At 73.4% G+C, this 1008-nt stretch carries 1 protein-coding gene and 1 pseudogene; both read left to right on the top strand.

What is annotated here, in order from left to right:
• Positions 1-189, top strand: a pseudogene (locus AC1D1S_RS21310) (long-chain fatty acid--CoA ligase); the annotation flags it as partial.
• Positions 190-268: 79 nt separating this feature from the next.
• On the top strand, positions 269-1008 hold a 740-nt coding region (locus AC1D1S_RS21305; protein ID WP_476995466.1), incomplete at its 3' end, for a thiolase family protein.

The raw sequence follows: 1008 nt of genomic DNA, 5'->3' as shown, positions 1-1008 counted from the left end.
CCCTCGCACGGAGCGGTCACCGCCACCCAGCTGCGGTCCGGGATCGACGATGTGCTGGCCCGGAACAAGCGCCCCCTGGAGTACTTCGTGCTGACGGAGCTGCCCCTGACGGACCGCGGCAAAATCAGCCGGCAGCTGCTGCTGGACTGGGTGGCGCGGAACGATCCCAGGATCCGGCGTCTTGGCTGAGCCGCGCGCGGGCAGCGGGCCGGCAGCACCCGGGCAGCCGCTCCGCGGAACGTCGTTCCCCCGGCGGTCTGTTCCCGGGCTGTCTTTCCCGGGGCTGCTGCCTGAGGACAGGCAGCCGGTCATCATCGCCGCGCGCCGGACGCCGCTGTGCCGCGCCAACGGGGCACTGAAGAAGCTCCGCGCCCACGAACTCCTGGCTCCGGTGCTCCGCAGCCTGCTCGCCGATGCCGGCGACGGCACCGGGGAATCCGTGACCGACGTCGTGATCGGCAACGCCGTGGGCGGCGGCGGAAACGTGGCCCGGCTCGCCGCGCTGGAGGCAGGCCTGCCGGTCACCGTCCCCGGCGTCACCGTGGACCGGCAATGCGGCTCCGGTCTGGACGCGATCGTCCTGGCCTCCCGGCTGGTCGCGGCGGGCGGCGGCGGCCTGTACCTCGCGGGCGGCGTCGAGAGCATCAGCACGGCTCCGCTCCGCGCCCACCGCAACGACGACGGCAGCCCGGACTTTTACAGCCGGGCCCAGTTCGCTCCACTGAGCTTCGGCGACCCCGACATGGGGGTGGCGGCCGAAAACGTCGCCGCCCGCTTCGGCATCAGCCGGGAACGCCAGGACGCTTTCGCGCTCCGCAGCCACCAACGTGCCCTGGCAGCCGCGGCCGCCGGGACGTTCGACGCCGAAATCGTGCCCCTCGCCGCCGGCTCCGGCGAGTCCGCGGCAGCCGACGACGGGCCGCGGCCGAGTCTTGGCCCGGCCCTGATGGCCCGTTTTCCGCCCGTTTTTGCCAGCGGCGGCACGGTCACGGCCGGTAACTCCTGCTT

The organism is Arthrobacter sp. P1_A5 (assembly GCF_056406825.1).
Note: the sequence above shows the minus strand (reverse complement) of the source record. Positions and strands in the feature narration are given on the sequence as shown.